This window comes from Geodermatophilus sp. DSM 45219, assembly GCF_900104025.1.
Lineage (GTDB): Bacteria > Actinomycetota > Actinomycetes > Mycobacteriales > Geodermatophilaceae > Geodermatophilus.
Genome location: NZ_FNIQ01000001.1, coordinates 415,162 through 438,628, shown reverse-complemented (window position 1 = coordinate 438,628; position 23,467 = coordinate 415,162). Strand labels below are relative to the sequence as shown.

Below are 23,467 nucleotides of genomic sequence, written 5' to 3'. Positions count from 1 at the left end.
CCCGGGTAGCGCGGCGCCATGGGCATGCAGCTGGGCTACACGATGATGACCGAGCAGGCCGGGCCGAAGGACCTGGTCCGGCACGTGGTCGGCGCCGAGGAGGTGGGCTTCGACTTCGCCGTCAGCAGCGACCACTTCTTCCCGTGGCTGGACGAGATGGGCCACTCGCCGAACGCGTGGGTGACCCTCGGCGCCGCCGCCCAGGCCACCAGCCGCATCGACCTGATGACCTACGTGACCTGCCCGATCATCCGGTACCGCCCGGCCGTGGTGGCCCAGCAGGCCGCGACCCTGCAGCTGCTCGCCGACGGCCGCTTCACCCTGGGCCTGGGAGCGGGGGAGAACCTCAACGAGCACGTCGTCGGGGAGGGCTGGCCGCCGGTCGCCGTCCGGCACGAGATGTTCGCCGAGGCGGTGCAGATCATCCGCGAGCTGCTGACCGCCGACGGCTACACGACCTTCCACGGCGACCACTACTCCGTCGACGGCGGCCGGCTCTGGGACCGCCCCGAGGGCGGCGTGCCCATCGGCATCGCGGTGTCCGGGGAGAGGTCGGTGCAGCTGGCCGGCGAGTTCGGCGACGTGCTGATCGCGACCGAGCCGAGGTCCGAGCTGGTCGAGGGCTTCGACGCCGCCGGCGGCGCCGGCAAGCCGCGGGTGGCCCAGATGCCGATCTGCTACGACACCGACCGCGCCGCCGCCGTCACGCGCGCCCACGCGCTGTTCCGCTGGTTCGGGCTGGGCTGGAAGGTCAACGCCGACCTGCCCGGGACGGCGGGCTTCGCCGCCGCCAGCCAGTTCGTCCGCGAGGAGGACGTCGCCGGGAGCATCCCGTGCGGGGACGACGTCGACGCGGTGATCGAGGCGGCCCGGGCGTACGCCGACGCGGGCTTCACCCACCTCGCGCTGGTGCAGATCGGCGGGGACCACCAGCAGCCCTACCTGGAGTGGACGGAGAAGAGCCTGATGCCGGCCTGGCGGGAGGCCTTCGGCAGCTGACCACCGCCGGGTGACCGGCACTTCCTCCGACGGGTGAGAACGCCCGTCCGGAGGACGACGGCGCGTCGGGCCGCCGCCATGATCGCCGCATGCGGGAGGACCTCGACGGGCGCCTCCGGCGGCTGCGAGCCTGCCGGGACGCCGATGCCGTCATCGAGCTGGGTTGCGACCTGGCCGATGCCGGGCGCGACGCCGACGCCGAGCGCTGCTTCCGCCGGGCCGCCGAGCTGGGGCACGCGCTCGGCTGGTTCAACCTCGGGAACTCGCTGGCCGCGCGCGGCCGGGTCGAGGACGCCGTCGACGCCTACGAGCGCGCGCTGGCCGGCGGTGAGCGCGACGCGTGGGTGAACCTCGGCCTGGTGCTCGAGGAGCTCGGCGACCTGGCCGGCGCGATGCGCGCCTACCGCGGCGCGGGCGCGGCCGGGGACACCCAGGGCGGGCTGCAGCTGGCGTTCCTGCTGTACGAGCAGGGCGAGCACGACCAGGCGCTCGCGGTCGCGCAGGTCCACGCCGCGACGGGGGACGACGTCGCCGCCGCGGTGGTCGCCTGCTGGCGGTGGGCCGCCTCGCACGACACCTCCCTGGAGGCCGACCTGCGCGCCGGCGCCGACCGGTTCCCCGGCGCGCGGGTCGCGCTGGCGTCCCTGCTGCGGGTCACCGGCCGGGCCGGCGAGGCGCGCTTCACCCTGGAGCGCGGCGCGAAGCTGGGTGAGGCCCAGGCGTGGCTGCCGCTGGGCAACTTCTACGCCGAGCACCTGCGCGACGAGGAGGCGGCCGAGGAGGCCTACCGCGCCGGCATCGCCGCCGGCGACACCTTCTGCCACCACAACCTCGCCGTCCTGCTGGCCGACCGCGGCGACCTCGACGGCGCGGTCGAGCACTTCCGGCTGGGCGCCGCCGACGGGGACGACCTGGCAGCGCAGGCCCTGCGCGAGCTCGGCGGCTAGAGCCTGTCCTGCGGATCTCGTGCGCCAGCACTGCTGTCCGTGTCCCGGAGCGGCCCACATGAGGACGACAGAAGACGTCCTCCGGCGGCGAACCTCGCACCGTGGTCCGCGTGAGACAGTGCGCCAGCCATGGTGACGCGGGAAGAGCGCGACTTGCTCCAGTCGGTCCTCGGTGACCTTTCGCAGCCGGACCCCTACCCACAGACTGCCAGCCCCGACGAGCACGATGCCTGGATGGGCCGGGAGGAAGCGGAGTCCGCGCTTGCTGGTCTGATCAGCACGGTGCTGGCCGATGGTCGTGTGGACGAGACGGGTCTGGACAAGGCTCGAGTCCTCGCTGGTCTGTCCGAGACTCGCGCTGGCACCGACAGGACCGAGGCAGCGCTCAGCGTTCTCACTCGATGGACCTGATCGGCCGCCAGTTCCACCGACTGGATGACAGCGTCCTGGTGGCGCCGAGCGGCCTCGAACACACCCCCTAGCCTCCGAGGCATGCAGCGGCCGTCGTGGCGTAGCCCTGTGCGTTGGTGGTTGATCACTGTCTTCGCCCTGATCGGGTTGGCCGCGGCCATCATGGGCCTCTGGTGGACGGCAGTTGGTATGGCCTCCTTCGTCGCCGCTCAACTTGCCAGCATCGCTCACGAGCGCCGCAAGGCAGTGAGACAGGATCTCCGAGCCGACCCGTGATCCTGAGCGGTCCACTGACGAACACGGGTGTCCCTTCAGGCCGCCTTCACGGCGAGCCCGGCTGGGTGTCCCATAGCGGCCCACTTTGGGATGCCCTGGCCTCCTCGGAAGGACGGCGGCTACCCGTCCCGTAGCACCCCGTCGGGTAGGTCCTCGGGCGGGTAGGAGAGCTTGAGCTTCGTGACGAGGCGACCCAACGCCTCCAGGACCGTCGGCAGAAGCAATGCGTGCCGGGCTTCCTTCGGCACCTCTTCCACTCGTCCGGCGTCAAGGTGCAGCCGGACGAAGTGCTGCTTGCGGCCCCGTGCGATCCGCTCGGGCAAGAACCAATCATCCGGCGGGGTCTTGTCAGGCCAGACGACCGCGATGCTGAGGTCCAAGGCGGGCGCTTTGCTCGTGGACGTCCACCAGGCGCGCCACTCGGCGCTCTCATTGAAGAGTGGCTCGACCCGCGCGGCCTCTCGGAAGATGTGGCGGGTCAAGCCGTTGTGAACTCCCATGCCTTCCCAGAGTTCGAATCGCAGCCAGCGCTGGTCGACGGTCTCAGGGGACTCGGCCACTGGCGCAGGGTAGCCAGGCGGTGCGGCTGCGGGCGGCATCACTGGAAATGCCCCATAGGCCGCCCTCGAGGTCAATCTCGGCCTGCGTCCCACAGCGGCCCACTACGGGACAGCGAACGCGGCGGGTCTTCACCGACGGCGACAACCCGTAAGCCAGCGACGGGCAGGCGGCGTGCTCAGGATCAACAAGCCGATCAGGCCGCCGACCGCCGGCTCTATCGCCGGCTCGACATGCTCGGGGTTGATCCAGTAGGCGACCCCTACAACAACGGTGACGATGCCGACATAGGCGACCGAGAGCACAGCCAAACCAGTGCGTAGCGACTGGCTGTCATTCGTCGGCTTGGGTCCGCGTGCCTTCATCCCGCCAGCATGAGTCGCGCCATGAGTCGCGCGCCGACTCTGAGGCGGACGCGGCAGCCGAAGTCCCTGAACGAGTGAGCGCTCGCACCGCGGAGCGGATGTCTTTGGTACCGCCCTCACGGCGAGCCGGCGATGGTGGTCCCGAGAGGCCTACTTCGGGACAGCTGACACCCGCTCTCTAGCGCTCGGCTAGCCATCCCCTGACACGGGTGACGCCGCCAAGACCCCAGCAGCAATGGGGACCAGGCTCGCTAAGGCCACCCAGACCAAGACCCCGGCGATGCCGTCAGCACGGAGCTCTGGGTCTAGGAACGCTCCGACGCTCACGATGACGAGCGCACCGACAGCGCCAGGAGTCAGTAGGGTCCGACCGCGCCGACTGAGAAGTCGCCTCGCCCCTACAGCAACACCGTCACGATGACTGCCGACGGCACCCACAGCCAGGTCGCGACCGGCGAGTCGCTGAAGAGACGTGCAGCGCCAGCCATGAGGACCGTCATCGCGGCCGCTGCAATGCCCAGCCAGCCAGCGGCTGTAGCTGTCGACGGTCGTGCTTCGCCCAGGGGCCACATCGCGTGAGGTGGCGCATGTGGCGGAGTCGCACCGGGTGGGCCCACCGAGGTCACGCCGCCAAGGTGCCCACCTAGGGACACCGGGCTACTGCCGCCTGGCCTTTGCTCTTCATCGTTGAGCGACCGTCACAACGACGAGGGCCAGCGACCCCGCCAGGAGCAGGACGTACACCCAGTCTGGCCAGGACCCGCTGTTAGACCACCAACTGTTCGCGAAGAGCACGGCGGACAGCGCGGCAGGAACCAACACCATCCACAACAGGGGTCGGGGTCGGCTGCGAGAAGACCCGGCCTCGTCCCGTGCCTGACCCGGACGATCCCCGGAATCCGGCTCCATGATCGTCACCTTGCGGTGCATGACTGCCGAGTGCAACCGAGGACGCCCTCTCGTGCCCTCTGGGGCCGCCCTCTGACCGGGCCGACGCCGGCGCCTCGAACGGGCCATTCAGGGGCTGCCGTGCCGAGATGAGCGGTGGCCGGGGTGGGCGTTGGAGAGTTCCGGCGCGCCCACCCCGGGTGCCTGCGCAGGCCCGGCTCGAACGGGCAGCTCCCCTCCACAACGGACGCATGGGCCAGGCGTGGCAACCCATGCGCCGAGGCTGCGGCCAAGGCCGTCGGGCCACCAACCCCGTCGGCGCATCCAATTCTGGCAGCACGCAGCGGCCCGCCGCGTCATCAATTGGTGCGTCCCAAAGCGGCCCAGTCAGGGACGCGGTCTGCGCGTTCGTCGTCCCAGGGCGACCCTGGCGATCCCCCTCTACTAGCCTCGCGCAGTGCGATTCTGGCCCAGAAAGAGAGGGCAACCGGACGAGCCCGACGACGTGCGGTGTCCGCGCTGTGGACATTCGACCCGGCTCCATCCACGGCCAGAGCAGACCGACTTGACGGCTTGCGCCCAGTGCATCTGGGAAGAGGACCACGACAAGCGGGACGACACCGACATGTGTCGCCTCCGCTACGGGCGGGTTTGATCGGGTACCCGCCGGGGCGCTGTGGACCAGTGCCCACAGGCCGCCTTCACGGCGAGCACGGCCGGTGCCCCGGAGCGGCCCACTCTGGGACACGAGGGGATGAAGGAGGCGCCTCTCCCGGTGCCCCACGCAGCCATCGTTCACCATGCGCGTGTGGCCCTCGCACCGGATCGGTACAAGCGAATGCTTCGGCAGGAGATTGCCCCCGCGCTCCGCGACCTGGGCATGACGGGCTCCTCGGCCAACTTCGTCTTGCCGGACCCGGACCACTACCTGCTCGTGGGCTTTCAGGGTTCCCGGTCCAACACTGCAGCGGGAGCTCGCTTCACCGTGAACCTGGCTGTGATCAGCAAGGCGGCGTGGAGGGAACGATGGCGGCCGTGGTGGGGCAAGCCCTCGGCCACAGTGCAGGGTCCCGTAGGAACCTACATGCGACTGGGCGAACTGATGCCCAAACACGACGACGTGTGGTGGGGGCTGACACCTGATAGCGGCACCGCGACGCTGGCGGCGGAGGTGGTCCAGGCCGTACAGCAGTTTGGTCTTCCCTGGCTGTCGCAAGTCCGCCACTGGAGGAACGGAGCGAGCCTGCCGGTGTCCTGTAGCGGCCCACTTTGGGACATCGAGGATTGCGGAGGGTGACTGGCCGGCTGAGTGCTCAACCACGTGCGCGGCCGCGCCCGGGCGGAGGTTCACTGCGACGTGTGCGTTCCCGTTCTCTGCGACCTAGGCCCAAGCGAGGACGGTGAGTTCGCGCTCGCCTGACCAGTAGATGGCTCGGGGCCTTCGGCGCCAGGGCACCGGCCACGCGCTGGTGCGGTGTTGCCCCAGTAGCCGAAGCGAGGGGGAATCGACCAGGGCCAGGCCCTGGGCTGTCGTGAGGACGACCCGGCCCGCGTTGTCGGCAGTGAGCCGCACAGCACCCCGAACATCCGGGTCCTGGAGTATTTGCCAGAGCCAGCTCGCCTTGTCCGAGGCGACCTCGGTCAAGTCGTCATCGAGTAGCGCCAGACGGAGCCCCGCATACGGGGATCGCAACTTGTGTAACAGCCCGCCTGGTGCGACGTCGCGCACCAGCGCGTGACCGAAGCTCTCGTCATGGCCGATATCGACCATGCCGAGCACGGCCACCGTGCCCTGCGGGGTCCGGCAAGCCGCCAGCCCACGCGGCGCCTCCTCCCTGCTGACCGTGTGCCATGTCCGCTCGTCGAGCGTGAAGACGGCTCCACTGCCGAGCGCCCATAGGCGGGCACGACCCGTGGCCGTGGGCAGGAGGAAGAACGGCGGCTCTGCGGGCAGCCTTCGCAGGACCTCGCCCGTCACGGTGTTGATGAGCTTGGACGTCGGTCGAAACCAGCGGCTGACGACCGCCACCCCCGAGCCGAGGTCCAGCATCGTCTGTTCGTGCTCATCTTAGCCGGTGCCGAGGCCAGCGCCTCGGCTTGTCCCGACGAGTGGCTTCGGGATGACGCTGACGGGCGTGAGCCCGCGGTAGGTCAGTAGCAGGCCGCTGCCGTCTGCCCGGAGGTGTCCGTCAGCGATGGGTGTCAGCTTGCGCCCCACGGTCGCGGTGCCGCTGTCGACGTCGACGACCACCCACGGCCCGACTGCCGCGTTCGACTCGAGAGCCGCGAGCACCAGGGGACCGTCGTCCTGGCAGACCAGCCGGCTCCAGGGGTCGATCGGTGCCGGGGCGGTGTGGACGGCGAGCGCGGACTTCCTGAACTCCGTCATCACCGTCCGATCGCCATGTCTCCCCGTGCCGTAGCGGTGCCGTCCCGAAGTGAGCGGCCCGCGACAGGTCATCGGCGAGCGGAGGGATGGCCCTGTGTTCCGTCGGTTGCCGCGGTGTCCCTGAAGCCGCCCTTGGGACGAGGGCGGTGACGTACACGATCCGCACGACAGGCCCTCGGAACCCACCGGTCGAGCCGATGCCGAGTCGGCCGGCCTCATCCCTCCTGTCGCAGCGCCCCCAGCGGGCCGCGGTACGGGGACGCCGGCGGGCCGGTGACCCCGGGGTGGGCGGTGAACAGCCGGCCGGCGTCGGGCTGGGCGGCCCGCGCGGCGTCGTCCAGCCCCTGGGCGGACGTGCTCACCACCAGCACGTCGCGCCCCGGCCCGGCGAACGCGCAGCTGGAGGTCTGCTCCACCGGGACGTCGACGACGGCGAGCGGCTCCCCGTCGGGCGACCAGCGGCGCACCTGCCCGCCGCCCCACAGCGCCGTCCAGAGGCAGCCGTCGTCGTCGACGGTCAGCCCGTCGGCGACGCCGTCGCCCCCGTCGAACTCGAGCAGCACCCGGCCCGTCCCGAAGGCGCCGGTCGCGAGGTCGTAGTCGAAGGCGTGCACCACGCCGGGGCCCGAGTCGGCGAGGTAGACGGTGCGGGCGTCGGGGGACCAACCGATCCCGTTGGAGACCGTCAGGCCGTCGAGGACCGTGGTGACCGTGCCGTCGAGGTCCAGGCGGTAGAGGGCGCCCGCGCCGGGCCGCTCGTCGAAGGCCATGGTGCCGGCGAAGAACCGGCCGGCCGGGTCGCAGGCCGCGTCGTTCATGCGGGTGCCGCCGTCGGCCTCGGTGCCGCCCTCGCCGGTCAGGGTGAGCAGCACCCGCGCCTCGCCGTCCCCGGTCAGGTGCGTGAAGCCGCCGCCGGCGGCGAGCAGCCAGCCGCCGGCGGCCGCGGGGACGACGGCGCCCACGGTGTCCCCGCCGCGGTGCGTGGCGACCTCGGTCAGCGCCCCGTCGGTGGACACCGCGGCCCGGCGGACCAGCCCGGCGGTGATGTCGACCCAGAGCAGCTCGCCGCGCCCGGCGTCCCACGTCGGGCCCTCCCCGTGGGCGGCGGCGGGCACGGCGGCGGCAGGGGTCGCGGAGATCCGGTGCACGTCCCCATCGTCGGGGGAGCGGCGTGCCGGCGCGACACGCTGCCGTGCAGGTGCCTTCCGCGCGCGAGAGGCACCTCGGACGGGCGCGACATCACCGCGTCACACGGGCGGTCGATACTCACCGCGTGTCCGAAGCCACCGTCGACGTCGCGGACCTGCGCCACCACGGGGGAGGCGGGACCGACGCCGCCGACGCCCCGCTCCGGGAGGACATCCGGCTGCTCGGCCGGGTCCTCGGCGAGGTGATCGGCGAGCAGTCGGGGGACGACGTCCTCGCGCTCGTCGAGTCCACCCGCGTGGAGGCCTTCCGGCTGCGCCGCTCGGAGGTCGACCGCACCGACGTCGCCGCCCGGCTCGGCGGCCTCGACGTCCGCTCGGCCAACCACGTCATCCGCGCGTTCGTGCACTTCTCGCTGCTGGCCAACCTCGCCGAGGACGTCCACCACGAGCGGCGCCGCCGGTTCCACCGCATCGAGGGCTCCCCACCGCAGCAGGGCAGCCTGGCGGCCACGTTCGACCGGCTCGACGCCGCGCACCTCGACCCCGGCGTCGTCGCGCGCGAGCTGGCCGGCGCCCTGGTCGCCCCGGTGGTCACCGCCCACCCGACCGAGGTCCGCCGCCGCACGGTCTCCCGCGTCCAGCGGCAGATCACCGAGCTGATCCGGCGACGTGACCGTTCCATCCCGGGCGAGGTCGACGACGCGGCATGGACCGCGGAGCTGCACCGTGCGGTGCTCACCCTGTGGCAGACGGCGCTGCTGCGGCTGTCCCGGCTGCGCCTGGCCGACGAGATCGACGAGGCGCTGCGCTACTACGAGCTGTCGCTGTTCGAGGTGGTCCCGGCGATCAACACCGAGCTGCGCCGGGCGCTGCGCGAGCGCTGGCCCTCGGCCGGGCTGGACCGGCCGGTGCTGCTGCCCGGCTCGTGGATCGGCGGGGACCGCGACGGCAACCCGTTCGTCACCGCCGACGCCGTCCGGCTGGCCAGTACGCGGCAGGCGGAGACGGCGCTGGGTCACCACCTGGCCGAGCTGCTGGCGCTGCACGACGAGCTGTCGGTGTCCGACCGGCTGGTCACGCCGACGCCCCAGCTCGCGCACCTCGCCGAGGTCTCCGGCGACGACTCCCCGTTCCGCGCCGACGAGCCCTACCGGCGCGCTCTCCACGGCGTCCACGCCCGGCTGGCCGCCACCGCGCAGCGGGTGCTCGGGTCGGTGCCCGGCCAGGCCCCGCACGCCGTCCTCGAGCCGTACGGGACACCCGAGGAGCTGCTGGCCGACCTCGCCACGATCGACGCCTCGCTGCGCACGCACGGCGCCGGCGCGCTGGCCGACGACCGGCTGGCCCGGCTGCGCGAGTCCGTGGAGGTCTTCGGCTTCCACCTGGCCGGGCTGGACGTGCGGCAGAACTCCGCCGTCCACGCCGAGGTGGTCGCCGAGCTGCTCGCCTGGGCCGGGGTGTGCCCGGACTACGCCGCGCTGAGCGAGGAGCAGCGGGTCGAGCTGCTGGTCGGCGAGCTGCGGATGCGCCGACCGCTGGTGCGCCCGGACGCCGCGCTCTCCGACCTCGCCCGCGGCGAGCTCGACGTGCTGCTCGCCGCCGCCGGCCAGGTGCGCGCCCTCGGCCCGCAGGCGGTGCCGAACTACGTGATCAGCATGTGCGAGTCGGTGAGCGACGTCCTCGAGGTCGCCGTCCTGCTCAAGGAGGTCGGCCTGCTCGACCCCGGCGGGGAGGGCGGACCGACCTGCCCGGTCGGGATCTCCCCGCTGTTCGAGACGATCGGCGACCTGCAGCGCGCCGCGGAGACGACGGCCGCGGTGCTCGGCCAGCCGCTCTACCGGACCCTGCTGCGCAACCGGGGCGACGTGCAGGAGGTGATGCTCGGCTACTCCGACAGCAACAAGGACGGCGGGTACCTCGCGGCCAACTGGGCGCTGTACCGGGCGGAGCTGGCCCTGGTCGAGGTGGCCCGGCGCGAGGGCGTCCGGCTGCGGCTGTTCCACGGCCGCGGGGGAACGGTCGGCCGCGGCGGCGGCCCGAGCTACGACGCGATCCGCGCCCAGCCGCCCGGCGCGGTCGCCGGCCAGCTGCGGATCACCGAGCAGGGCGAGGTCATCGCCGCCAAGTACGCCGAACCCGACCGAGCCCGGCGCAACCTGGAGGCCATGGTCGCCGCCACGCTGGAGGCCAGCCTGCTCGACACCGAGAACCTGGGGGACGACGCCGAGCCCGCCTACGCGCTGCTCGACGACCTCGCCGCCCGGGCGCAGCAGGCCTACCGGGCGCTGGTGCACGAGACGCCGGGCTTCGTGGAGTGGTTCCGCGCGGCCACCCCGATCGGCGAGCTGGCCGAGCTGAACATCGGCAGCCGCCCGCCGTCGCGCAAGGCCGGGGACTCCATCGCCGACCTGCGCGCGATCCCGTGGGTGTTCAGCTGGTCGCAGGCGCGGATCATGCTGCCCGGCTGGTACGGCACCGGGTCGGCCTTGGAGAGCTGGGTCGCGGGCGACCCGGCACGGCTCGCCCGGCTGCAGGCACTGCACAGGCGCTGGCCGTGGTTCCGCACGATGCTGTCCAACATGGGCATGGTGCTGGCCAAGACCGACCTCGACCTCGCCGCCCGCTACGCCGGGCTGGTGCCCGACGAGGCGCTGCGGCACCGGGTGTTCGACCAGCTCACCGCCGAGCACGGGCGCAGCTGCCGGATGCTGCTCGCGGTCACCGGCGACGACCGGCTGCTGGCCGACAACCCCTCGCTCGCGCGGTCGATCCGCAACCGGTTCCCGTACCTGGAGCCCCTGCACCACCTGCAGGTGGAGATGCTGCGCCGGCGCCGGGGTGGAGACGACGACGAGCTGGTCCGCCGCAACATCCAGCTGACCATCAACGGCATCGCCACGGCCCTGCGCAACAGTGGCTGAGCCGGAGGCGGCCTGGCCGGCCGGACCGCACCCGGCCGCGCTCCGGGTCGCCACCGGCGGCGCCGAGGTCCGCGCCGCCGCCGAGCGGCTGCGCGTGCCGGTCGCGGCGCTGGCCACGGCACTGCTCGACCCGGGTCAGCGGCTGCTCGTCGACGGCTCGGGGCTGTCCGGGCTGCTGCGGCGGCAGTGGGCGGACGACGGCGTGGCCGAGGCCGTCCTGGTCCGCCGGCTCGGCGTCCGGGCCGACCACCCGGCCGTGGTCGCCGCCGCGGCGGCCTGGGGCTGCGAGCGGGTGCGGGACGGGCACGACGACGACCGGCTGGCGGTGCCCCCGCCGCCGGACGGCGCCCCGCTGACCGACCGGTTCCTGCACGCCGCCGCGCTCGCCGCCACCCGGGTCGAGGTGGCCGTGGCGCTGGCCCGCGACGCCGGCCAGGACACCACCAAGTCCGACGGCAGCCCGTCGCTCGGTGCCGACGAGGCCGCGCACCTGGCCGCGGCGCGCGCGCTGCGCCCGCTGGGGGTGACCGTGCTGAGCGAGGAGCGCTCCGACCGGCCGGTCCCCGGCGACGAGCCGTGGGTGGTGCTCGACCCGCTCGACGGCACCGGCAACTTCCGGGCCGGACTGGCGCCGTGGGCGTTCTCCGCCGCGCTCGTCCGGGACGGCCGCCCGGTCGCCGGCCTGGTGGCCGACCTCTCCTCCGGCCGCCGGTGGTCCGGCGCGGTGGGGTCCGGGGCGCACCGCGACGGGGTGCCGGTGCGCCCGCGGGACGCCGGGACCGTCGTCGCGCCCACCGCGCCGTCCGGGTCGGCCGTGCAGGTCCCGCGGAGCGCGCGCCGCGTACGGGTCACCGGCTGCACCGCCGTCGACGTCTGCCTGGTCGCCGACGGTGCCGCGGGCGCCTGGCAGAACCTCGACCGCAGCGGCACGCACGTGCACGACGTCGCCGGCGGGCTGGCCCTCCTCGCCGCGGCCGGAGGGGTCGCGCTCGACCCGGACGGCGACCCGCTGCACCTGCGGCCGGACACCGAGAGGCTGATCCGCTTCGTCGCCGCCGGGACCGAGGAGCGGGCGCGGGAGCTGCTGCGCGAGCTCACCTGACCGCCGACACAGGAGGAAACACCCACGCCCACGGCCCCCTTGCAGGGGCCCGCTGCGAGCTTGCGAGCAGTGGGGGGCAAGGGGGTCCTCGTTCAGCGGGTGCGGGCGGCCGCCTCCTTCACCGCCGCCAGCAGCGTCTCCCACTCGTGCAGCGTCGTGCGGGCCCGCCCGCGGGTGGCGCCGAGCGCGACCTCGGCGGCGTCGATGGCCCGCCAGTCCTCCAGCAGCACCGGGTCGGCACCCGTGGCGCGCAGCGCCGCGACGAGGTCGTCCGCGCCGCCGCCGCCGGGACGGACGACGCCGGCCGCGACGTCGGCCAGCAGCGTGGCCACCGTCTCCCGGGCGTCGTGCTTGTTGGTGCCCACGACGCCGGTGGGCCCGCGCTTGATCCACCCCGCCACGTACTCGCCGGGCGCGGGCTCCCCGCCGCGCAGCACCCGGCCCAGCTCGTTGGGGACCGTCCCGCGGTGCGGGTCCAGCGGCAGCTCGGGCAGCTCGCCGCCGCGGTAGCCGACCGAGCGGACGACGAGGTCGGCGGGCAGGACGGCCGTCTCGCCGGTCCCCGAGGCCCGGCCGTCCTGGTCGACCACGGTGCGCTCGACCTCGACGCCGGTGACCCGGTCCTCGCCGAGCAGCCGCACCGGGCGGGAGAAGAAGCGCAGCGTCACCGTCGCCCGGCCCGGTCGCGGCACGTGGCCGGCCCACTCCCGCAGCACCGCCAGGTTCCGGGACACCACCCGGTCGGTAGCCGCCCGCTCCTCGGCCGCGCCGTCCAGCTCCAGGTCGGCCGGGTCGACCAGCACGTCGGCCTCGGCCAGCTCGCCGAGCTCGCGCAGCTCCTGGGTGGTGAAGGTGGCCTGGACCGGACCCCGGCGACCCAGCACGGTGACCGCCTCCACCGGGGCCGCGGCCAGGGTGTCGAGCACGTGCTGCGGCATGTCGGTCGGCTCGAGCTCGGCCGGGGTGCGGGCCAGCACGCGGGCGACGTCGAGCGCCACGTTGCCGACGCCCACCACGACGACCGAGCGGGCCCGCGCCAGCGCCGTCTCCACCGTCGACCGGTCGGCGTCGGGGTGGCCGGTGTACCAGGCGACCAGCTCGGTCGCGGCCAGGCTGCCGGGGAGGTCCTCACCGGGGATCGCCAGCTGGCGGTCGAGTGCGGCGCCGTAGGTGTAGACGACGGCGTCGACCGCGGCGTGCAGGTCGCGGCAGGACAGGTCCCGGCCGATCTCGACGTTGCCGACGAAGCGCACCGCCGGGTGGTCCAGCGCCCGGTGCAGCGTGTCGCGGATGGCCCGCATCTTGGGGTGGTCGGGGGCGATGCCGTGCCGCACCAGGCCGAACGGCGTCGGCAGCCGGTCGATGAGGTCGACGGCGACGGGGACCTCCTGCTGCCTGGTCAGCGCCTCGGCGGTGTAGATGCCGGCGGGGCCGGCGCCGACGACGGCCACCCGCAGTCGCGCAGGAGGGGAGGGGGGACCGGGGTCATCGTCGACCGACACGACAGGCATCCTGACCCGGCGGGGAGGCGAGCACCAGGCTCCGGGAACCCTCGGGCCCGCCGCGGGCACGGTGGCGTGCTGGAACGGCCTCGTCCAGGGCCGGCCCCGTCCAGAGGCTCACCGCGAGCCTGCGAGCGGTGAGGAGGACGGGGTCCTTCTCCGAGGGGTGGGGAGGACGGGGTCCTTCACGGGGAGGACGAGGTCCTCCTAGCAGCTGTGGTCGTGGTCCAACCCGTCCTCGACGTACTGGGTGAGGACCACCCGCCCGCCGCCGACGAGCGGGTCGCGCTCGCAGGCCTCGCGGGCGCCGGCCAGGGTGGTCGCGCCGGCCAGCCAGCTGTCGAGCTCGTGCAGCGGGCTGTCCGCGGGCACCGGGCCGGCGATCCGGCGCCACTGGTAGCCGGTGGAGTAGAGGCCGACCTCGGCCCCGATGACGGTCAGCCGGGTCGTCATCCCCTCCAGCGCCGCGCGGTTGCGGGCGCGGGCGGGCGCCGACCCGGTCTGCCAGGTGTTGGTCGTCTCGACGTCGAGCCACCAGCGGTACCGGGCCGGGTCGGGGTCGAGCCCGGCGTCCACGGCGGCGGGGACGAAGAAGTCGGTCACGGTGACGGCGGCGCGTTCCCAGCCGTACCGCCACGAGCAGGCCCGGCTGTTGTCGCCGTCGCAGCGGCCGTAGGGGGTGAGCCCCCCGGTGGGCCAGGTGGTGACCAGGTCGCGGACCTGGCCGGGGTTGGCGGTGTTGACGTAGAGCTGCACCTCCGGCTGGGCGGGGACCTCGCCGGTGGCCTCCTCCGCCGCCCACGCCAGCTGCTCGGCCAGGCACGGGTTGGGCCGGGTGGCCAGCCCGCCGTTGACGCCGACCACGGCGAACGCCGGGTCGCCGGGGAGGACGTCGTCGCACTGCGGGTGGGAGACGTCGTAGCCCACCTCGGGGGCGTCCCGAGCTGCCGCGGACGGCACGCCGCACGCCAGGGCGACCGCGGCGAGCGCGGCCACCCCGAGCGCGCGCCCCGGGCCGATCACCACGCCACGATAGGCGTCCGGGTGCGCTGCGTCACCGGATCAGACCGCCTGGCAGACCGGGCACCAGTGGAGGTTGCGGCCGACCATCGGCTCGGTCCGCACCGGCGTGCCGCAGATCCGGCAGGGCAGCCCGGTCCGCCGGTAGACGTAGTGCGCGTCCTCCCGCCGGACGGCGCCGCTGCGGCGGGTGCGGTGCTCCGGGCGGGTGGTGACGATCCGGCCCATCCGGACGCCGGAGCGCATGAGCACGACCAGGTCGGCCCACATCGCCGCCCAGGTGCCCGCGTCGACCTGCCGGCCGGGGCGGAACGGCGAGACGCCGTGCCGGAACAGGATCTCGGCGCGGTAGACGTTGCCGACGCCGGCCAGCACCGACTGGTCCATGATCAGCGCGCCGATCGCGGTGCGGCTGCCGGCGATCCGCCGGTGGGCGACGGTGCCGTCGCTGCGCGGGCGCAGCGGGTCCGGGCCCAGCCGGTCGAGGATGCGGTCGACCTCCGGCGCGGTGAGCACCTCGCAGGCGGTGGCGCCGCGCAGGTCGGTCCACACGCCGAGCCCGTCGGGGCCCTCGCCCTCCCAGCGCATCCGCAGCGCGCCGCGCGGCGCCGGCGGCGTCCCGGTGCCGGCGGTGTAGCTGCCGTAGAGGCCCAGGTGCACGTGCAGGGTGTCCGGGCCGAAGCAGGCGAACAGGTGCTTGCCGTAGGAGGTCACCTCCTCGAGCACCCGGCCGTCGAGCAGCGCCGCGCCGGCGGCGAAGCGGCCCTGCGGGCTGGTGACGTGCACGGGACGTCCGGCGAAGGCCAGCGACTGGTCCCGGGCCAGCCGGTTGAGCGTGTGGCCCTCAGGCACGGGCGGCTCGCCAGGTCATGCCCCCCAGCTTCGCCCCTGACCAGCGGGTGCGCCACGACGGCCGGGTGAGCCCGGCGACACTCAGCGGTCGCGGACCCGCTGGTAGCGCTCCAGCGCCACCCGGCGCTCCTCGGCGTGGTCGACGACCGGCAGCGGATAGCCGTCCGGGACGCCGTCCGGTGCCAGCCACGGCTCGTGCAGGTACCTCGCCGGGACGTCGCGCAGCTCGGGCACCCAGCGGCGCACGTAGTCGCCGTCCGGGTCGAACTCCTTGCCCTGCCGGGTGGGGTTGAAGACGCGGTAGTACGGCGAGGCGTCGGTGCCGGTGCCGGCGACCCACTGCCACCCGTGGTTGTTGCTGGCGAGGTCGCCGTCGACGAGGTGCTGCATGAAGTACCGGGCGCCGCGCCGCCAGTCGACGTGCAGGTCCTTGACCAGGAACGACGCGACGATCATCCGCACGCGGTTGTGCACGTAGGCCTCGCCGTGCAGCTGGCGCATCCCGGCGTCGACGATCGGGTAGCCGGTGCGGCCCTGCGCCCAGGCGGCGAACCGCTCGTCGGTGTCCGGGCCGGTGTCGTAGGCCATCGCGTGCATCCGCTCGTCCAGCGGCTGGCGGGCGGACTCCGGGCGGTGCCACAGGACGTCGGCGTAGAAGTCCCGCCAGGCCAGCTCGGTGCGGAAGCGGTCGGCCGACCCGGAGTCGAGGTCCTCGAGGTCGGCGAGCAGCGTGCGCGGGTGCACGCAGCCGTACTTGAGGTAGGCCGACAGCCGGCTGGTGCCGTCGGTGCCGGGGGTGTTGCGGCTCTGGTCGTAGCCGGCCAGGCGCGTGTCGTGGAAGCGCCGCCAGGCGTCGGAGGCGGCGGCCTCCCCTGCAGGGGGCAGCCGGACGCCGTCCGGGAGGGGGGCCTCCGGCGGTGCCTCGGAGCGGACGCCGGTCACCCACGGCACCGACCCCGGCCGCGGCGCCGGGGCGCGCCAGCCGTGCTCGCGCCAGGCGCGGGCGAAGGGGGAGAAGACGCGGAACGGCGTCCCGTCGGACTTGGTGACCCGGCCGGGCGTCACCGCGTACGGCGAGCCGGTGCGCACGAACGGGACGTCGCCCAGCGCCCGCTCGACCGCCGCGTCGCGCTGCCGGCCGTAGACGCCGGTGTCCGCCGAGACGTGCACGCTGACCGCGTCCACCTCGTCGGCGAGCTCGGGCACGATCCGCGCCGGGTCGCCGGAGCGCAGCACCAGGGCGCCGTCCACCTGCCCGCCGAGGTCGGCGAGGCAGTCCAGCAGGAACCGCCGCCGCGGCAGCCCGGAGGGCTCCCACAGGCGGGGGTCGAAGACGAACACCGGGACGACGGCGCCGTCGGGACCGGCGGCTTCCCGGGCGTCGAGGAGGGCCGGGTGGTCGGCCAGCCGCAGGTCGCGGCGGAACCAGATGAGCGCGGTGGGCACCCGCGCGAGCGTAGGCAGCTCCCGGCGGCCGCGCAGGCCCGCGGCCGGGCGGGTCAGCGGTCGGCGGTCGCCAGGCCGAAGTGCGGCCGGTCGGCCTCGGCCACGAGGTCGATGAGCTCGGGGTGCTGCTGGATGTAGTGGCGCACGAACGAGCAGTAGGGCAGCACGGTCAGGCCGCGCTCGCGGGCGGCGGTGAGCACGCCGGCGACGAGCGCCGAGCCGAGCCCGCGGCCGCCGACCGTGGGGTCGATCTCGGTGTGCGGCAACGCCATGGTGCCGTCCTCGACGTGGTAGCTGGCCAGGCCGACGACCCGGTCGCCGAGCCGGATCTCGAACCGTCCCCGATCTGGGACGTCGACCACGCTCGTCTCCATGCTGGGCTTCCCCCTCCGTTCGTCCCCGGCGCCGTTGCCGGGACGGACACGTTCGGAGACGGTAACGCCTCGGCGACCCGCGTTGCTCCCACCGGCCGGGGTGTCACCCGGACTCGTGGTGGCGTTGCCCGGGTCGGGTGTCCTGCCGGCAGGCGGGTCGCGCACCGACGACCGCTCCGTGACCTCGCCCGCCGCGCCGAGCCGCCGGCTGCGGCCGGCATCGTGGGCCGCTGGGACGGTGGAGTCGCCCGGCCCCCTCGGGTACGGGTGGTCGCGGCGTCGCCGCTGACCGGTCAGGGGCGCGGGTTGGTGCGGGTCCAGCCGCGGTCGTCGCGCTTCCGGCCCAGGGCCGCGGCGCACCGGCGGCAGACCTCCTGGACCTCCTCGGCGTGCCGGCCGGACTCCGGCTGGACGTCGGCCCAGCTCACGTGCGGGAAGCGAGCCAGCCGCGACCGGTGCAGCGACAGGCCGCAGACCGTCTCGTTGCGCCCGCGCTCCCACGCGTGGACCTCGCCGGAGGGGTAGCGGACGCCGTCGTCGGGGTCGACCCACTGGCCGGCCGCCGCGACCGCCGCATTGCGCAGTGCCATGCACCCGACCTACCCGCGGACGCCGCACCCCAGCCGGACGCGGGTGGCCGCGGCCGCAGCTCGCCCCACGCGGAGCGCGACGCGGCGACGGCGTCCTGCAGGTCGCTGCGAGCCGGTCCCGGAGAGCGGGATGGGTCAGGTGGAGCCCAGGGCGGGAGCACCCACGGTCGCCTCGGCCGCCGGGCCGTGGTCGGCGCCCGCCGGCGCGAGCGAGGTGCGGTAGGCGGCGGACAGCCGCCGGTAGGGCCGGCTGACCAGGGCGAGCAGGGTGACGAGCAGACCGATCAGGGCGGTGACCACGAACACCAGGGCCAGGCCGCGGTCGGGACCGGTGCCGAACCAGCCGCCGATCGCGCGGGCGCCGGCGCCGTCGGTCATGAACGGGATGACGACGAACTGCGTGACCGGGCTGATGAGGAACGCGGTCAGCGGCGAGGCGGCCTGCTCCACGCTCTGCGCGAAGCCGAACACCCGGCCCTGCCGCTCGTAGGGGACCACGCGCTGCAGCACGGTCTGCTCCGATGCCTCCGCGAACGGCATGAGGAACAAGAAGACGGTCATCCCGACCGCCAGAAGCACGATCGAGGACCGCAGCGGGAAGACCGCCGTCCCCAGCCACAGCGCGACGTTGACCAGCAGCAGCGTGCGGACCGGGGTGGCGCCCAGCCCGAACCGGGCGACGGCGAGGCCGCCGAGGATCATCGCCGCGCTCAGCGCCCCCCACAGCAGGCCCCAGACCTCGACGGACACCAGGGACAGGCCGTAGGCGTCCATCAGCGCCATGAACGTCCCGCCGAGGAAGTTGTTGAAGCAGGAGAAGGCGATCAACGCCATCAGACCGGGGACGCCGCGGATCAGCCGCAGGGTGCCGCGGACGTCCACGCCGCCGGGATCCGCCGCACCGCCGGACGGCTCGCCCTGCGCCGCCGCCGTGGTGACCACCCGGCGCTCGGGGATGTGCACCCGGGCGAGGTGCACCAGCGAGCCGGCGAGGACGGCGACGGCGAGCAGTAGCGCGTACCGCATGCCGCCGGCCGCCACCAGCAGGCCGCTGATCACCGAGGTGACCAGGAACGACACCCCGGACGTGGTGCCCACCAGCCCGTTGGCCCGGTCCCGCAGACCGTCGGGAACGAGCAGGGTGACCAGGGTGGGCAGCGCGATGGTGCGCAGGTTGCCGGCGATGACGCCGAGCATGAGCAGCACCACGAATGCCCACAGCCGCAGGCTCGCCGGGTCGCGGAAGGCCTCGGCCGGGGTGAGCAGATAGCCGGCCAGGCAGACCAGGTAGATCGCCAGCGACGTCGCCGCCGACGCCTGCAGCACCCGCTGCTTGTGGTGGTGGTCGACGATGCTGCCGAACCAGATGCCAGTGGTCGCCGTCGCCACCAGGAAGATCCCGGCGATCATCCCGGTGGCGAAGACCGAGCGGGTCTGCAGGTAGACCCAGAACGTCACCGCGAACCAGAGGGTGTAGTTCACCACCGAGACCAGCAACGCGTTGACCAGCACGTGGGCGAACGTCCGCTGGGTGCCGCTGCGCAGGTCCAGCCGCGGTCCGCCGGCCGCCGTCCCGCCGGGGCCGCCCGCGCCGGCCCCCTCCGCCGTGCCCGGGCCGCTCGCTGTCGTCCGCTCGTCCACGGCTCGTCGTCCTCTCCCCTTGACCACCCGCCCCCACGGACGCGCGCCCGACCGCCAGTTCTGACCGGCCGGTCGGCCGGAACTGATCGCCCGGCGGAGTCCGGGATCCCGAGCTCGACCGGAGATGGGCCTGCGGCCCACCCTCCCCCCGCCCTGCGACAGCCGGAGGGACGCCGGTTGCAGGGAAGCAGGCAGAGGTGTGGAGGCGCCCGATCGGCGAGCCTCAGGACGCGGCCACTGACGCGTTCCTACGCACAGTTGGTCTCGGTGTCCGGCGGCCCCTCGCCGAGGCTGTCACCTGGGCGGAGCCGCCGTCCCCGAAGGCGGCTTCGGGGACAGTGGGTCGTCGGACGGCCGAGCGCGGCTATCGGGAGGTCTGAACGGTGACGAGGAAGTCCCCGCTCCTCGAAGGAATCGCATCACCAGTCCACGGGTCCTCGAGAAGATCTTCGTCTGCCTCCTCGGAGGCGTGCAGTTCCTGGCCGCTCGGAACGCGGAGGACCGACGGCGCGTCCCGGTCCTGTACCACCTGGATCTCAGTCACGCGTCCCTGGACGCGCTCATCAGTCGACACATCGAGGCCACCGTGGTGACTCTCGATGAGACGGACCCCACCGTCCGGCTCCTCCCGGCGGAAGCAGTGGAAGTCCACGAGCTGATTCCGCTCAATCGCTTGCCCGCAGCACGCGTGCTCCCAGCCGCCGACCTCCACAACGACATCCACGGGAAGAGATCCTCGGCTCGTGCTCGGCAGCTCGTCGAGTGGGTTGCAGTGTCACCCGGGCTCGACTGTCGCCCTGAATGGGCCGCTCTGAGACAGACGAATGCCTCGGGACCTGACTGTCAGCCGGGTTGGTGGGTCGACGTCGCCGACCGCCGCCGACGCTGGTCCCGGGCGCTTGCGGCGTACACCAGGAGCACGTTGTCGGACCCCTCGAGCCGCCGGGTCTCCTGCAGTGGCAACCGCTCTGGAAGCCTGACGGTGAAGGCGGGGGCGCCGTCGCCGAGGACGCCGTTGCCGACCATCACGTGCAGCTCGTCCACCAGGCCCGCGGCGAGGAGGTCGTTCCAGACCGGGACGCTGCCGAAGACGAGGATGTCGGCGCCGTCCTGGGCCTTGAGCCGGCGGACCGCGTCGTGGGCGGCGGCCCGTCGGACCAGCTCCGACTCCCCCCAGCCGGCGAGGTCGTCGGCAGAGAGCGAGTCGGAGACCACCACCTTGCGCGCGGCGGTGTTGCGGCGGGAGATCTCCCGCTCGGTCTCGGGCTGCTCGGGGTCGTCGGCGACGGGCGGCCAGTAGGACCGGAACCCCAGGAAGGTGGTCCGGCCGAGCAGCAGGGTGTCGGCGGCACGCAGCCGCTCCAGGTTGTAGGCGCTGAACGACTCGTCCAGCGGCATCGCCATGAAGTCCCCGCCGGGGCCGGCGACGTACCCGTCGAGCGAGGTCAGGATGGTGACGACCAGCTTGCGCATCGGTGCGCTCCTCTCGGTGTGCCGGGCGCGCAGGTCGCGCCCTCACCCCTCACGAGTCGCGCGGCGCGCCGAGCTCATCGGTTGGCACGGACAATTCCTCGACCAGCGGCGCGAGGAAGCAGGTGAGCGCGGCGATCCGCCCGGCGTGCAGGGTGAGGACGGTGAGCCCTCCCAGGTGGTACGCCGTGCCGTCAGGGTGGCCCTGCCAGCAGACCAGCGCCGGCTGGCCGTTGGCGGAGGTGACGTCGAGCCGCCACGGTGTCTCGAACATCCGGGCCAGGAAACCGCGGACCGACTCGACCCCGTCGAACCACGCGGGCAGCGGCGGCATGGACAGCCGCACCTCGTCGACGAGCAACGCGACGAAGGCATCGACGTCGCGGGCCTGCCAGGCGGCAACCAGGTCGGCGACCAGGCGCCGCTCGGCCTCGGCACCGAGCTCGGCGCGGACCGCCCGCTGGGTCCGGTCCGGCAACCGGCGGGCGATCGTTGCACGAGCGCGCTGGAGCTGGCTGTTGACGGCGGTGACGCTGAGATCGAGGGTCTGGGCGGTCTCGCCCGCAGAGAAGGCGAGCACCTCACGCAGCAGCAGCACGGCCCGCTGGGACGCCGGCAGGTGCTGGAGCGCGGCGACGAAGGCGAGTTCGACGGCCTCGCGCGCGTCGTACGCGCTCGCCGGATCGACCTCCAACGCGTCCACCCGCTCGGCGGGGTAGGGCTCGACCCACACCGGTCCCTCGAGCGGGTCGCCCAACGCGTCGGGGTCCGTGCATGCGGGCCCGACGTCGAGGGAGAGCTGTCGCTTGGGCCGCTTGGCGCCGACCCGGAGGGCGGCGTTCGTGGCGATGCGGTAGAGCCAGCCGCGCAGGGACGACCGTCCCTCGAAGCCGCCGATCCCGCGCCACGCGCCGATCAAGGCGTCCTGCAGCGCGTCGTCGGCGTCGTGCGCAGAGGCAAGCAGCCGGTAGCAGTGGGCGTGGAGCTGCGCGCGGTACGGCGCGACGAGCTCCTCGAACGCCGTGTCGTCGCCGGCGCGGGCGCGTTCCACCAGGGCGTGCTCGTCCATCGCCGCCCATGGTGACCGACGTCGACGACTCCGTGACGAGACCGGCCGCGGCGCCACCTTCGGGCAGGAACAGTTCAGTTGGAGTGAGCCGCAGGAGGAACCTCCTGCGACCGTCTACGGGCGGAGATGGCCGCCGTCGCCGAGTACTCACCCGGCATGCTCACCGCCGCCTGCCTGGGCCTGCCCGCCACCGCGCGCGTTCTTCGGCGCACACGCCAGGAACACCTGCTGACTGCTCAGCAGACCGCGGCAGCCGCTGGGTGGGGCCCTCTGATGGCCGCGGCGGCGATCGGTGTCCTGTTCTTCCACTGACCAGGCGCAGCACCTCGCCGCGCAGCGCCGTGCAACGAACCCGCCATGGCCACGTCCTGCTGATCCGCAAGACCGACGCATGCCGTCCCGCAGGGGATCCCTCAGCGAGGCGGTGCGGGGCTGTGGCCGGCTGCTCATGGCGCCGGAGTGGTCGCGGATCGTCGGCGGAGGATGAGCAGAACCGGCGGCAGGAGCAGTTCGGTGACCATGAGGGTCTGGAACAGCGGGTGGGGCCGGCCGCTGGTCCTGACCGACACCAGGCGGGCCAGACCGCCCAGGAACGTGGTGGCGCACACGGAACGCAGGGCCCGCTCGTCGAGGTCCGGGTCACCGGCGAGGCGCCACATCACCGGCCCCTGCGCCGCCCACCACACGGCGTAGAAGCGCAGCACGCTGTCGTTGCTGGCCACGGTCGGCGCGCCACCGGGGATCGATGCCGTTCCGCGCAGGGCTACCGCGGTACCGGTGCCGGTGGCCACCGCGCCCGACAGCACGAGGGCCGCGCGGATGGCCCGGGTGGCGAGGACGGGGGTCATGCCGGGGACGGTCGGTCTTCGCGCGCCACGCGGTGAGTCTGTCAGCCTGACCAGCACGGTGGTCGTGGTTTGTCGAGACGGGCGGTGGGTGTTGTGGCGGTCGGCCAGGCGAGCATGGTGACGACAGCGTCGGCGGAGGACGTTCTGGCGTTCATCATGGATGTCGAGGCCTACCAGGCGGTGGACCCGCGCCTGAAGACGATCACGTGGGTCCGGCGCAGTCCCGGGGAGACGGTGTTCCGGTTCCGGCCTCGCTTGATGGGTATGCCGGGCCCTCGGACCACCCAGCGGGTCGTGCTCACTGCGGGCAGGCGGGTGGACATCATCCCGGTGCCCAGCCCGATGGATCGCATCGTGCTGTTCGCCGGGTTGCTGGAGTGCGTCGAGGAGGACGGGCTCGTCCGAGTGCACCGGCGCCTGGAGTTCCGCTTCGCGCGGCCGCTGTCGTGGCTGCTGGACCCGCTCATGCGGCGGTGGCTGGCCAAGGACGTGCCGGCCGAGCTGGCCCGCCTCAAGGCCCACCTCGAGGCCACCACCTAGGGCCTGCTCAACGCTGCGCCGCTGCTGCACGGCAGGCGGGTCAGCGGCGCGGCTGGGCGATCCTCCGTCCACCGTGACCGACCGGGAGAGTCCTGGGCGAGCACGCTCCTA

The 23,467-nt window shown here is 73.7% G+C and carries 23 protein-coding genes; 7 read left to right on the top strand and 16 right to left on the bottom strand.

Going from position 1 to position 23,467, the window contains the following annotated elements:
* Positions 1–18: 18 nt before the first annotated feature.
* Entirely contained in the window at positions 19–999 is a 981-nt protein-coding gene (locus tag BLR12_RS02115) for a TIGR03557 family F420-dependent LLM class oxidoreductase (RefSeq protein ID WP_091372809.1), read from the top strand.
* An 89-nt stretch (positions 1,000–1,088) separates the two neighbouring features.
* Complete coding sequence (locus BLR12_RS02110; RefSeq protein ID WP_091372807.1) at positions 1,089–1,946, top strand: tetratricopeptide repeat protein; 858 nt, start codon at positions 1,089–1,091, stop codon at positions 1,944–1,946.
* An 806-nt stretch (positions 1,947–2,752) separates the two neighbouring features.
* Here the strand turns inward: BLR12_RS02110 and BLR12_RS02100 are convergent.
* Positions 2,753–3,193: a hypothetical protein gene (locus tag BLR12_RS02100; RefSeq protein ID WP_143018679.1), complete on the bottom strand. Its 441-nt coding sequence runs from the start codon at positions 3,191–3,193 to the stop codon at positions 2,753–2,755.
* 129 nt (positions 3,194–3,322) lie between these two features.
* Positions 3,323–3,556 (bottom strand): hypothetical protein, encoded by a 234-nt coding sequence (locus tag BLR12_RS23865; RefSeq protein WP_143018678.1) that lies wholly within the window; start codon positions 3,554–3,556, stop codon positions 3,323–3,325.
* Positions 3,557–5,252: 1,696 nt separating this feature from the next.
* Between BLR12_RS23865 and BLR12_RS02095 the strand changes: the two genes are divergently transcribed.
* Positions 5,253–5,741 carry a DUF4304 domain-containing protein gene (locus tag BLR12_RS02095; RefSeq protein WP_176832306.1) on the top strand — a complete coding sequence of 163 codons (489 nt, stop codon included), beginning with the start codon at positions 5,253–5,255 and terminating at the stop codon, positions 5,739–5,741.
* Positions 5,742–5,825: 84 nt separating this feature from the next.
* Here the strand turns inward: BLR12_RS02095 and BLR12_RS02090 are convergent, their stop codons facing one another.
* The 3 genes from BLR12_RS02090 to BLR12_RS02080 all read right to left on the bottom strand — a co-directional run bounded on the left by BLR12_RS02090 (position 5,826) and on the right by BLR12_RS02080 (position 7,981).
* On the bottom strand, positions 5,826–6,494 hold the full coding sequence (locus BLR12_RS02090) for a hypothetical protein (RefSeq protein ID WP_091372796.1): 669 nt from the start codon (positions 6,492–6,494) through the stop codon (positions 5,826–5,828).
* An 18-nt stretch (positions 6,495–6,512) separates the two neighbouring features.
* Positions 6,513–6,836, bottom strand: a complete 324-nt coding sequence (locus BLR12_RS02085) for a hypothetical protein (RefSeq protein ID WP_143018676.1) — start codon at positions 6,834–6,836, stop codon at positions 6,513–6,515.
* A gap of 212 nt (positions 6,837–7,048) precedes the next feature.
* Positions 7,049–7,981: an SMP-30/gluconolactonase/LRE family protein gene (locus tag BLR12_RS02080; protein WP_091372792.1), complete on the bottom strand. Its 933-nt coding sequence runs from the start codon at positions 7,979–7,981 to the stop codon at positions 7,049–7,051.
* A 125-nt stretch (positions 7,982–8,106) separates the two neighbouring features.
* Here BLR12_RS02080 and ppc point away from each other — a divergent pair, with 125 nt between their 5' ends.
* On the top strand, positions 8,107–10,902 hold the full coding sequence (gene ppc, locus BLR12_RS02075; protein ID WP_218120505.1) for a phosphoenolpyruvate carboxylase: 2,796 nt from the start codon (positions 8,107–8,109) through the stop codon (positions 10,900–10,902).
* Complete coding sequence (locus tag BLR12_RS02070; protein ID WP_091372789.1) at positions 10,895–12,004, top strand: inositol monophosphatase family protein; 1,110 nt, start codon at positions 10,895–10,897, stop codon at positions 12,002–12,004. Before ppc ends, BLR12_RS02070 begins: the two co-directional genes overlap by 8 nt.
* Positions 12,005–12,096: 92 nt before the next feature.
* Here BLR12_RS02070 and BLR12_RS02065 read toward each other — a convergent pair whose 3' ends face one another.
* From BLR12_RS02065 to BLR12_RS02020, 10 genes are all read right to left on the bottom strand, one after another.
* Entirely contained in the window at positions 12,097–13,515 is a 1,419-nt protein-coding gene (locus BLR12_RS02065; protein ID WP_255363243.1) for an FAD-dependent oxidoreductase, read from the bottom strand.
* Between the two features lie 198 nt (positions 13,516–13,713).
* A complete protein-coding gene (locus tag BLR12_RS02060) occupies positions 13,714–14,529 on the bottom strand; it encodes a hypothetical protein (protein ID WP_218120504.1) in 816 nt (271 codons plus the stop codon).
* Positions 14,530–14,568: 39 nt separating this feature from the next.
* Complete coding sequence (locus BLR12_RS02055; protein WP_091372780.1) at positions 14,569–15,378, bottom strand: Fpg/Nei family DNA glycosylase; 810 nt, start codon at positions 15,376–15,378, stop codon at positions 14,569–14,571.
* An 81-nt stretch (positions 15,379–15,459) separates the two neighbouring features.
* Positions 15,460–16,824, bottom strand: coding sequence for a cryptochrome/photolyase family protein (locus tag BLR12_RS02050; protein ID WP_091372777.1), 1,365 nt, complete (start codon positions 16,822–16,824; stop codon positions 15,460–15,462).
* Between the two features lie 53 nt (positions 16,825–16,877).
* Positions 16,878–17,198 carry a GNAT family N-acetyltransferase gene (locus BLR12_RS02045; RefSeq protein ID WP_091372774.1) on the bottom strand — a complete coding sequence of 107 codons (321 nt, stop codon included), beginning with the start codon at positions 17,196–17,198 and terminating at the stop codon, positions 16,878–16,880.
* A gap of 293 nt (positions 17,199–17,491) precedes the next feature.
* Positions 17,492–17,788: a hypothetical protein gene (locus BLR12_RS02040; RefSeq protein WP_091372771.1), complete on the bottom strand. Its 297-nt coding sequence runs from the start codon at positions 17,786–17,788 to the stop codon at positions 17,492–17,494.
* 135 nt (positions 17,789–17,923) lie between these two features.
* Positions 17,924–19,429 carry an MFS transporter gene (locus BLR12_RS02035; RefSeq protein WP_218120503.1) on the bottom strand — a complete coding sequence of 502 codons (1,506 nt, stop codon included), beginning with the start codon at positions 19,427–19,429 and terminating at the stop codon, positions 17,924–17,926.
* Positions 19,430–19,793: 364 nt separating this feature from the next.
* Positions 19,794–20,153 (bottom strand): DUF6578 domain-containing protein, encoded by a 360-nt coding sequence (locus BLR12_RS02030; RefSeq protein ID WP_091372769.1) that lies wholly within the window; start codon positions 20,151–20,153, stop codon positions 19,794–19,796.
* A gap of 119 nt (positions 20,154–20,272) precedes the next feature.
* Positions 20,273–20,902 carry a dihydrofolate reductase family protein gene (locus BLR12_RS02025; protein ID WP_091372766.1) on the bottom strand — a complete coding sequence of 210 codons (630 nt, stop codon included), beginning with the start codon at positions 20,900–20,902 and terminating at the stop codon, positions 20,273–20,275.
* Between the two features lie 49 nt (positions 20,903–20,951).
* Entirely contained in the window at positions 20,952–21,968 is a 1,017-nt protein-coding gene (locus tag BLR12_RS02020; RefSeq protein ID WP_091372763.1) for an RNA polymerase subunit sigma-70, read from the bottom strand.
* 126 nt (positions 21,969–22,094) lie between these two features.
* Between BLR12_RS02020 and BLR12_RS02015 the strand changes: the two genes are divergently transcribed.
* A complete protein-coding gene (locus tag BLR12_RS02015; protein WP_091372760.1) occupies positions 22,095–22,280 on the top strand; it encodes a hypothetical protein in 186 nt (61 codons plus the stop codon).
* A 134-nt stretch (positions 22,281–22,414) separates the two neighbouring features.
* Here the strand turns inward: BLR12_RS02015 and BLR12_RS02010 are convergent, their stop codons facing one another.
* Positions 22,415–22,816 carry a DUF4345 domain-containing protein gene (locus BLR12_RS02010; RefSeq protein WP_091372756.1) on the bottom strand — a complete coding sequence of 134 codons (402 nt, stop codon included), beginning with the start codon at positions 22,814–22,816 and terminating at the stop codon, positions 22,415–22,417.
* Between the two features lie 93 nt (positions 22,817–22,909).
* On the opposite strand from BLR12_RS02010, the gene BLR12_RS02005 reads away from it, so the two are divergent.
* Positions 22,910–23,356 carry an SRPBCC family protein gene (locus BLR12_RS02005; protein WP_091372753.1) on the top strand — a complete coding sequence of 149 codons (447 nt, stop codon included), beginning with the start codon at positions 22,910–22,912 and terminating at the stop codon, positions 23,354–23,356.
* Positions 23,357–23,467 lie beyond the last annotated feature (111 nt).

What these genes read in the sequence shown, in the direction of transcription:
- BLR12_RS02115 (WP_091372809.1), top strand. Translation starts at nt 19, where the DNA reads ATGGGCATGCAGCTGGGCTACACGATGATGACCGAGCAGGCCGGGCCG.
- BLR12_RS02110 (WP_091372807.1), top strand. Translation starts at nt 1,089, where the DNA reads ATGCGGGAGGACCTCGACGGGCGCCTCCGGCGGCTGCGAGCCTGCCGG.
- BLR12_RS23865 (WP_143018678.1), bottom strand. Translation starts at nt 3,556, where the DNA reads ATGAAGGCACGCGGACCCAAGCCGACGAATGACAGCCAGTCGCTACGC.
- BLR12_RS02090 (WP_091372796.1), bottom strand. Translation starts at nt 6,494, where the DNA reads ATGCTGGACCTCGGCTCGGGGGTGGCGGTCGTCAGCCGCTGGTTTCGA.
- BLR12_RS02065 (WP_255363243.1), bottom strand. Translation starts at nt 13,515, where the DNA reads ATGCCTGTCGTGTCGGTCGACGATGACCCCGGTCCCCCCTCCCCTCCT.
- BLR12_RS02045 (WP_091372774.1), bottom strand. Translation starts at nt 17,198, where the DNA reads ATGGAGACGAGCGTGGTCGACGTCCCAGATCGGGGACGGTTCGAGATC.
- BLR12_RS02040 (WP_091372771.1), bottom strand. Translation starts at nt 17,788, where the DNA reads ATGGCACTGCGCAATGCGGCGGTCGCGGCGGCCGGCCAGTGGGTCGAC.
- BLR12_RS02025 (WP_091372766.1), bottom strand. Translation starts at nt 20,902, where the DNA reads ATGCGCAAGCTGGTCGTCACCATCCTGACCTCGCTCGACGGGTACGTC.
- BLR12_RS02020 (WP_091372763.1), bottom strand. Translation starts at nt 21,968, where the DNA reads ATGGACGAGCACGCCCTGGTGGAACGCGCCCGCGCCGGCGACGACACG.
- BLR12_RS02015 (WP_091372760.1), top strand. Translation starts at nt 22,095, where the DNA reads ATGGCCGCCGTCGCCGAGTACTCACCCGGCATGCTCACCGCCGCCTGC.
- BLR12_RS02010 (WP_091372756.1), bottom strand. Translation starts at nt 22,816, where the DNA reads ATGACCCCCGTCCTCGCCACCCGGGCCATCCGCGCGGCCCTCGTGCTG.